Raw genomic sequence first — 7,902 nt, forward strand, 5'->3', positions numbered from 1 at the left:
GTGGATCTCGGGTATTGTTTTCCGTGGCGACTTCGGCTGGTCGTTCGAGTGGAATCGCCCGGTAGCGGAACTGATCTGGGAGCGGATGGGCGTCACGCTGGCTATTTCGGGGGCCGCGCTTCTGTTTGTCTGGGGCGTGTCGTTGCCGATCGGCATCTTTTCAGCAGTGTACCGGCATTCCGTCGGCGACCATGTCTTCACCTTCTTCGGCTTCCTCGGCCTCGCGATCCCCAACTTCATCCTCGCGCTCACGCTGATGTATCTGTCGTTCCGCTATCTGGGGCAGAACGTCGGCGGGCTGTTCTCGCCCGAGTTCCAGGAGGCGCCGTGGTCGGTGGCGCGGGTCTGGGACATGCTGTCGAACCTGTGGATTCCCGTCGTGGTCATCGGGACGGCCGGCACGGCGGGCTTGATTCGCGTGCTGCGCGCCAATCTCTCGGACGAACTGAACAAGCCCTATGTCCTGACCGCGCGCGCCAAGGGCCTGCCGGAGCATCGGGTCATCTTGCGCTATCCCGTCCGGATCGCGCTCAATCCCTTCATCTCCTCCATCGGCTGGGTGCTCCCGGAGCTGATCTCGGGTGCAACGATCACCGCCATCGTGCTCAACCTGCCGGCGGCGGGGCCGTTGCTGCTGCGCGCGCTCACCTCGCAGGACATGTATCTGGCGGGCAGCTTCATCCTGCTGATGGGCGTGCTGACGCTGGTGGGCATGCTGATCTCCGACCTGCTGCTCGCCGCGCTCGACCCCCGCATCCGGTTCGGCCGATGACCGCCGCGCCCGACATCGAGGAGGACGGCCCGGCGATCAGCCCGCTGCGGGATGGCGGCCGCACCGCGGACGTGGCCGTGGCCGGGCAGTGGACGCTGATCCGGCGCAAGTTCGCCCGCAACAAGGTCGCCGTGGCCGCGCTGGCGGTTGTGGTCGCCGTCTATCTGGTCGGCGCGTTCGCCGAGTTCCTCGCCCCCGGCCCGCCCGACCGCGCCCGGCCGCAGTTTTCCTACGCGCCGCCGCAGTCGGTGGCGCTGTTCGCGCCGGGGCCGGACGGCGGGCGCGTGTTCCTTCCGCACGTGAAGGGCTACGCGGTCACCATCGACCCGGTGGCGCTCCGGCGCAGCTTCGTGGTGGACGACAGCCGGATCGTGCCCATCGGCCTCCTTGTCGAGGGGCCGCCCTATGCGCTCTGGGGCGTCGTTCCGATGACGCGCAGGCTCTTCGGGCCGCTCGACCCGAACCAACCGATGTTCCTGATGGGGGCGGACCGGCTCGGGCGCGACCTGCTCAGTCGGCTGATCTTCGGAGCCCGCACCTCGACTACGATCGGGCTGCTGGGCGTCACGCTGACGCTGAGCATCGGCGTCGTGCTCGGGGCGCTGTCGGGCTACTATGGCGGCTGGGTGGATCTCTGCATCCAGCGTGTCATCGAGGTGGTCAGCGCCATGCCGACCATACCGCTCTGGCTCGGGCTCGCGGCGGCCATTCCACTCACCTGGTCTCCGCTGACGGTCTATTTCGTCATCACGTTGATCGTTTCGCTCGTCGCCTGGACGGCGCTGGCGCGAGAGGTGCGCGGGCGCTTCCTGTCGCTGCGCGACGAGGACTTCGTCACCGCGGCGAGGCTGGATGGCTCGGGCGAGACGCGGGTGATCTTCCGTCACATCCTCCCCTCCCTGACGAGCCACATCCTCGCGGTCGTCACGTTGGCCATCCCGACGATGATCGTCGCCGAGACAGCGCTGTCCTTCCTCGGGATCGGGCTGAAGCCGCCGGTCGTCTCCTGGGGGGTGCTGCTGCAGGACGCGCAGAACATCCGCACCGTCTCGACCGCCCCGTGGCTGCTGATCTGGCCCGCCGGCTCGGTCGTCGTGACGGTGCTCGCGCTGAACTTCATGGGCGACGGTCTGCGCGACGCCGCCGACCCCTACGCGTCATGAACGTCGCCGCTCTGACGCGGGAGACCGTGACGCGGCGGGCGAGCGCGGTGCTCAGCGTTCAGGGGCTGAGCGTCGACTTTCACCTGCGCACCCACATCCTGCATGCGGTGCGCGACGTGTCCTTCGAGTTGCGGCGCGGGCGCACGCTGGCGCTGGTGGGCGAGAGCGGTTCGGGCAAGAGCGTCACCGCGCGCGCCATCATGCGCCTGATCGACCCCACCGCGCGGATGACCGCCGGACGCATTCTGCTCGACGTCGAGGGCCGCACGGTGGACCTCGCCGCCATGCCGCCGACCGGCAGGGCGATCCGCGCCATCCGCGGCCGTCGCATCGGGCTGGTGTTCCAGGAGCCCATGAGCTCGCTGTCTCCCGTCCACAGCATCGGCTCGCAGATCGCCGAGGCGCTGCGGCTGCACCGCGGGCTCGACAGGCGAGCCGCGAAGGCGGCGACGGTGGACCTCCTGCGTCAGGTCGAGATCGCGGACCCCGAGCGGATGGCGGCCCGCTATCCGTTCGAATACTCGGGCGGGATGCGCCAGCGCGCGATGATCGCCATGGCGCTCGCCTGCGAACCGGACGTGCTGATCGCCGACGAGCCGACGACGGCGCTCGACGTCACCACGCAGGCCGAGATCCTCGACCTGATCCTGCGGCTCCAGCAGGCGCGCGGCATGGCGATGCTGCTCATCACCCATGACCTCGGGATCGTCGCGGAGGTGGCCGAGGACGTCGCGGTCATGCGCTACGGCCGCATCGTCGAGGCCGGCCCGGCGACCGATGTGCTGGTGCGCCCCCGCACCCCTTACGCCCGACGCCTGCTCGACGCGACCACGAGGCTGGAGGCCCCGCGCCCCCGCGCCGCTCCATCGCCGGACGCGCCGGCGATCCTGAGCGTGCGGGGCCTCGGCAAGACATTCGGACGCGCCGTGCGGGCGGTCGAGGACGTCTCCTTCGACCTGCGCGACGGCGAAAACCTCGGGATCGTGGGCGAGAGCGGGTCCGGCAAGACAACCCTCGGCAGGCTGATCCTGCGCGTCGTCGAGCCCACCGAGGGCGTGGTGACGTGGCGATCCCAGCCGGGACGCGAGGCGGACGTGAGGCGGATGGACCGCCGCGCGCTGGCGGATTTCCGGCGTCAGGTGCGGATGGTGTTCCAGGACCCCTACGCCTCGCTGAATCCGCGCATGACGATCGGCCAGATCGTCGGCGAGCCCTTGTGGGTCGCCGGCCGCGCGCGCGGCGCCGCGCTGACCTCGCGGGTGGAGGAGTTGCTGGATCTGGTCGGCCTCGACCCTGCGGCGCGCGAGCGCTATCCGCACGCCTTCTCCGGCGGCCAGCGCCAGCGCGTCGTGATCGCGCGCGCGCTGGCGCTCGATCCGCGCGTCATCGTCGCCGACGAGGCGACGTCCGCGCTCGACGTCTCGATCCGTGCGCAGATTCTCGACCTGATGCTTTCGCTGCAGCAGCGGCTTTCCCTGAGCTACCTGTTCATCTCCCACGACATCGCCGTGGTCCGCTACTTCTGCGACCGCGTGATCGTGATGCGCCGCGGTCGCGTCGTGGAGACCGGGACCGCCGAGCAGGTCTGCCGCGACCCTCGCGAGCCCTACACGCGCGCGTTGATATCCGCCGTTCCAAGCCCCGACCCTCGCGCCCGCCGCATGGCGAACCGCACCCGCTTCGCCGGCTGAAAGCCGGTCCCCGAACCACAACGGAGGCGTCATGAGCCGAGCCCTGCCCCAGGTCCCCTTCGGTGCCGTCTATTTCCGCAAGTCGAACCCGCCGCGCGATGACTGGGCGCGCGATTACGCCCAGGCGGCGGCTGACGGGCTGAACGTGTTCCGCCACTGGTTCATGTGGAGCGCCATCGAGCGCGCGCCCGGCCGCTACGACTGGAGCGACTATGATCGTCAGCTCGACCTCGCGGCCGAACACGGCATCGGCACGATCATCGCGGAGCTCATACACGCCGCGCCGGACTGGGGCCTGCGCCGGTTCGCCGACGGTCGCGTCCTGCGCGCGGACGGCCGGCCGCTGCCCTCGATCATGGGGGTCTCGGCCGCGACGGGGGGCTTCGCCGCGAACGGCGGCGGCGCCGGCACGCTGACGCTGAACTGCCCGGCGGTGCGGGAGGCCGCGGGCGCCTTCCTCACCGCGCTGGCCGAGCGCTACCGCGGTCACCCCGGCCTCATCGGCTATGACGTGTGGAACGAGTGCAACTATGCGCCGAACGTCGACTTCAACCCGCACACCAAGGGGGCTTTCCGCCACTGGCTGCGCGAGAAATACGGCGATCTCGATGCGCTTGCGGTCGCATGGAACCGCTACTCCTACGCGGAATGGGAAGATGTCGAGCCGCCGAGCCAGACCGCCCCGTATCCCGAGTGTATCGACTGGACCGACTTCAAGCGGGACAACTTCTACGGCCAGATGCAGTGGCGCATCGACACCATCCGCGCCGTGGACTCCGATGCGCTGATCGCGGCCCACGGCGTCGCCGGCGCGATCACCGACATGGCGGCGCGGGGCTGTGACGACTGGCTCGCCGCCTCCAAGGTGCAGCTCTACGGCTACACGTGGATACAGGCCCGCAAGGGCGCCCAACCGTGGCGCAACATCTTCGGCGCCGATCTCGTCCGCGGCGCTTCCCGCGGCAAACCGTTCTGGCACGCAGAGCGCCAGGGCGGGCCGCTCTGGATGCAGCCCCAGGTGTTGGGGCGCGACAAGGAGGACGGCCGCGTCGCCGAGCCCGAGGATCTGCGGCTGTGGTGCCTGACCTCCTTCGCCGGCGGCGCCAAGGGCATGATGAATCTGCGCTTCCGTCCCCTGCTGGACGGACCGCTGTTCGGGGCCTTCGGCTCATACGGGCTGGACGGCGCTCCGACCCCGCGCTCCGAGATGGCCGCGGCCATCGCGCGGTGGGCCAACGACCCCGAACAGGCCGGCCTGTTCGCCGTAAACCCGGTGCGCGGCGACGTCGGTCTTGTGGTCTGTCCCGAAACGCAGACCTTCGACCGGCTCTTGAGCCACGAGGGCGGCTTCGACACCTATGCGGCGTCGATGTGGGGCGCCTATCGCGGCTTCCTCGACAACGGCGCCCAGCCCGACTGGGTGCACATCGACGACATCGCGGACTATGCGGCCCTCTATTTCCCCTACCCGATCATGCTGCCCGAGCGGCGCGCAAAGGCGCTGGCCGACTGGGTGGAGGCCGGCGGCGCGCTGATATGCGAGGCGTGCCCGGGCTATTTCGGCGATCGCGGCAGGGTCTGGCAGACCCAGCCCGGCGCAGGCCTCGACCGGCTGTTCGGCGCGCGCGAGACCGAGGCCGAGTTCATGCCCGACATCGGCGACCGCGTGAGATTCCTTTTCGACGGCCTGACGGTCACCGGCGGCGGCTTTCTGCAGGCGTACGAGCCGGCAGGTGGAACCATACGCGGCCGCTTCACCGACGGACGCGTCGCCGTGGTCGAGCACCGTCACGGCGAAGGGCGCACCCTGCTCGTCGGCACTCAGCCCGCCTGCACCTACCACCACCGGGAGAACGAGGATGGTCGCCGATGGTTCTCCACCTGCCTCGACTGGCTGGCGCCCGCGCGGCGCGTGCGGTGCGCCAACCCCACCGTGCTGGCGCGGCTGCACGAGGGCGACGGTCAGCGCTGTCTCTGGCTCGTCAACCCGACCCGCAGCGCGCAATCCGGCGCGGTCTTGGTCGACGGCGCAGTCCCTGAGCGCGCATCGGGGCGCTGGATCGGCGAGAGCGGCTCGTGGGAGGATGGCCGCTTCGTCGTCCCCCCTCGCGACGCTCTGGTGCTGCAATGGTCGCAGTAACGATGGCGCCGCCCGGCAACCCAGTCGTGGCGGCGCCGTCAGTCTCGCATCCTTCGCCGCGGCAAGGCGCGATCCCCTCGATGGCGCAGGAGCCGACCGACGCCTCCGAACGCGCGCGAAACTCGGAGCCCCTCTGGCGCGAGAGCTTCGAAAGCCGGCCATGACTGCCGCCGGCTAGGACATCGCACCTGCGATCAGTAGCCCGCATCCCAGGCGGCGACCTGCGCGCGGGCGCGGGCGGCGATGTCGCAGACAGCCCTGCCGGGGGCGTAAAGCGCGCTTCCCAACCCGAATCCCGAGGCCCCGGCCCGCCGCCACGCGGCGAAATCGTCGGGGCCGACCCCACCGACCGGATACATCGCGACCGCCGCCGGCAGCACCGCGCGCAGCGCCGCGAGGCCTGCGGGCTCCAGTTGCGCCGCTGGAAACAGCTTCAGCCCATCGGCCCCGGCCCGAAGGGCGGCGAAGCACTCCGTTGCGGTGAAGGCGCCAGGCAGGCACGTCAGACCGGCCGCCTTCGCCGCCGCGATCACCTCGGGGTCGGTGTTGGGCGCCACGATGAGCTTTCCGCCGGCTTGCGCCACAGCCGCTACCTCGCCCGCCGTCAGCACCGTCCCGGCGCCCACGAGGGCGTCACGGCCGAAGGCGTCGGCGAGGCGGGCGATGCTGACCAGCGGTTCGGGAGAGTTGAGCGGCACCTCGATGCGGTCGATGCCCGCAGCGATCAGCGCCTCCCCGACAGGCAGGGCCTCGTCCGGGGTCAGGCCGCGCAGGATCGCGATGAGTGGGCGCGACATGGGTACCGCCTCAGGGTTCGGCGCCGTCGACGCGACGGATCGCGGTTCCTCGCCGCGCTGGGCGGCGAGCGTCGCGGCACCCTTCCGCGAAACCGGGCGCCCCTGTCCAGCCCCGCATCCCTGGAAAGGCTCCGGCTCGGCTCACTTTTCGTCCGAGGCGAGGACGGCGGCGAAACCGCGCTCGGCCGCGGCGTCCACGATGCGCGTCGGCCCCTCTCCGAAACGGGCGAGCGCCATACGGTAGCGCTCCACGAGCGCCGGCGCGCCGACGAGCGTCAGCGCGGACCCGCCGAAGCCGCCGGCGCAGGCCTCCGAAATCTCGGCGCCGATCAGCACGCCGGACAGATAGTCCGCCACCCCGGTCGCGGGCGTCGCGCCCAGCAACACGCCGGAGCGCGCCGCGAACAGCGCACCGAGCGGCCTGCCGGCCTTCGCGGCTGCGAGCCCGGCGGCGAAGGCCGCGTCATCCGGCGGCCCCTCCTGCGCCAACCTGCCCGCCAGCGAGCGGCGCAGGACGAGATCGTAGAGCTCACCGGTCATCCAGGTGCCGAACCCGCGGACCACGCCGTCGGTGACCCGGGCCCATTTGCTGTGCGTTCCCGGCAGCACGATCGTCTCCTCGGCCCCACCGCCCATTGACCCCAGGATCAGCAGTTCCTCGCCACGCATGACGTCGGGCGCGGGCGTCCGCTGGCACAGGCCGGGTAGGAAGACGCACTCCACTCCCCGCACTGCGCGACGCTCCGCACGCCCCAGCAGCCCCTCGACCGCGGCCGGGCATTCAAGATACGGGCTTTCGACCCAGCCGTTGCGCGACGTGATCATCCCGGCCAACAGGACGCGGTCCGCCCCGACGATCCAGTCGCCAAGCCGGTCGAAGAGCGCCGGCTCGAAATCCCCCTGCGCCATGTCGCGGATTCCGCCGTCCGGAGACTGTCGCGACTCGACCGCGCGCACGCCCTCGAACCGCCACGCCCGGAAATTGGTCGAGCCCCAGTCGACGCAGACAGAGACGCGCCCGCTCATGCGTCGGCACTCTCGACCGGGCGCAGCGCGGCGTCGATCTCGGCGCGGTGGCGGGCCGTTTCAGCGAGGCCGAAGTCGGAGGGCGCAAGCGTCGGCGCGCGGTCTAGCACCGGCGCCACGCCAGCCTGCGCCTCGAACGGCCGCTTGCCGTAGCAGAGCATTCCCGGCGGTGAGCGCGACATGAACACGATGGCCGGCAGGATGCGGCGGTGAATCTCCCAGGCTTCGGAGAGCGCGGTATCGTGCCCCTCGCGCCAGAGCGCATAGATGCGGGCTTGCGCCGCGAGGAAGTCCGGGGCGGGGATCAGGCCAC

General features: G+C 70.8%; 7 protein-coding genes. 4 read left to right on the forward strand and 3 right to left on the reverse strand.

The window, feature by feature from the left end:
• From V7Q31_RS16000 to V7Q31_RS16015, 4 genes are all read left to right on the forward strand, one after another.
• Window positions 1-772 (forward strand): ABC transporter permease (locus V7Q31_RS16000; protein WP_333834859.1); only part of this gene is annotated, 772 nt, incomplete at its 5' end.
• Window positions 769-1,935, forward strand: a complete 1,167-nt coding sequence (locus V7Q31_RS16005; RefSeq protein WP_333834860.1) for an ABC transporter permease — start codon at window positions 769-771, stop codon at window positions 1,933-1,935. The genes V7Q31_RS16000 and V7Q31_RS16005, both read left to right, overlap by 4 nt.
• The gene (locus V7Q31_RS16010) at window positions 1,932-3,626 is read left to right on the forward strand and encodes an ABC transporter ATP-binding protein (protein WP_333834861.1); all 1,695 of its coding nucleotides are present in this window, start codon (window positions 1,932-1,934) and stop codon (window positions 3,624-3,626) included. Before V7Q31_RS16005 ends, V7Q31_RS16010 begins: the two co-directional genes overlap by 4 nt.
• 31 nt (window positions 3,627-3,657) lie before the next feature.
• On the forward strand, window positions 3,658-5,766 hold the full coding sequence (locus tag V7Q31_RS16015) for a beta-galactosidase (protein ID WP_333834862.1): 2,109 nt from the start codon (window positions 3,658-3,660) through the stop codon (window positions 5,764-5,766).
• A gap of 194 nt (window positions 5,767-5,960) precedes the next feature.
• Here the strand turns inward: V7Q31_RS16015 and V7Q31_RS16020 are convergent, their stop codons facing one another.
• The 3 genes from V7Q31_RS16020 to V7Q31_RS16030 all read right to left on the reverse strand — a co-directional run.
• Window positions 5,961-6,563, reverse strand: a complete 603-nt coding sequence (locus tag V7Q31_RS16020; RefSeq protein ID WP_333834863.1) for a 2-dehydro-3-deoxy-6-phosphogalactonate aldolase — start codon at window positions 6,561-6,563, stop codon at window positions 5,961-5,963.
• A gap of 141 nt (window positions 6,564-6,704) precedes the next feature.
• Complete coding sequence (locus V7Q31_RS16025) at window positions 6,705-7,589, reverse strand: 2-dehydro-3-deoxygalactonokinase (RefSeq protein ID WP_333834864.1); 885 nt, start codon at window positions 7,587-7,589, stop codon at window positions 6,705-6,707.
• The coding region (locus V7Q31_RS16030) for a hypothetical protein (protein ID WP_333834865.1) at window positions 7,586-7,902 on the reverse strand (317 nt) is incomplete at its 5' end. The genes V7Q31_RS16030 and V7Q31_RS16025, both read right to left, overlap by 4 nt.

The sequence above is a fragment of the Rubrimonas sp. genome (assembly GCF_036788415.1).
GTDB lineage: Bacteria > Pseudomonadota > Alphaproteobacteria > Rhodobacterales > Rhodobacteraceae > Rubrimonas.

Bases quoted from the DNA above. Each gene is read 5' to 3' on its own strand.
- V7Q31_RS16005 (WP_333834860.1), top strand. From the start codon at position 769: ATGACCGCCGCGCCCGACATCGAGGAGGACGGCCCGGCGATCAGCCCG.
- V7Q31_RS16010 (WP_333834861.1), top strand. From the start codon at position 1,932: ATGAACGTCGCCGCTCTGACGCGGGAGACCGTGACGCGGCGGGCGAGC.
- V7Q31_RS16015 (WP_333834862.1), top strand. From the start codon at position 3,658: ATGAGCCGAGCCCTGCCCCAGGTCCCCTTCGGTGCCGTCTATTTCCGC.
- V7Q31_RS16020 (WP_333834863.1), bottom strand. From the start codon at position 6,563: ATGTCGCGCCCACTCATCGCGATCCTGCGCGGCCTGACCCCGGACGAG.
- V7Q31_RS16025 (WP_333834864.1), bottom strand. From the start codon at position 7,589: ATGAGCGGGCGCGTCTCTGTCTGCGTCGACTGGGGCTCGACCAATTTC.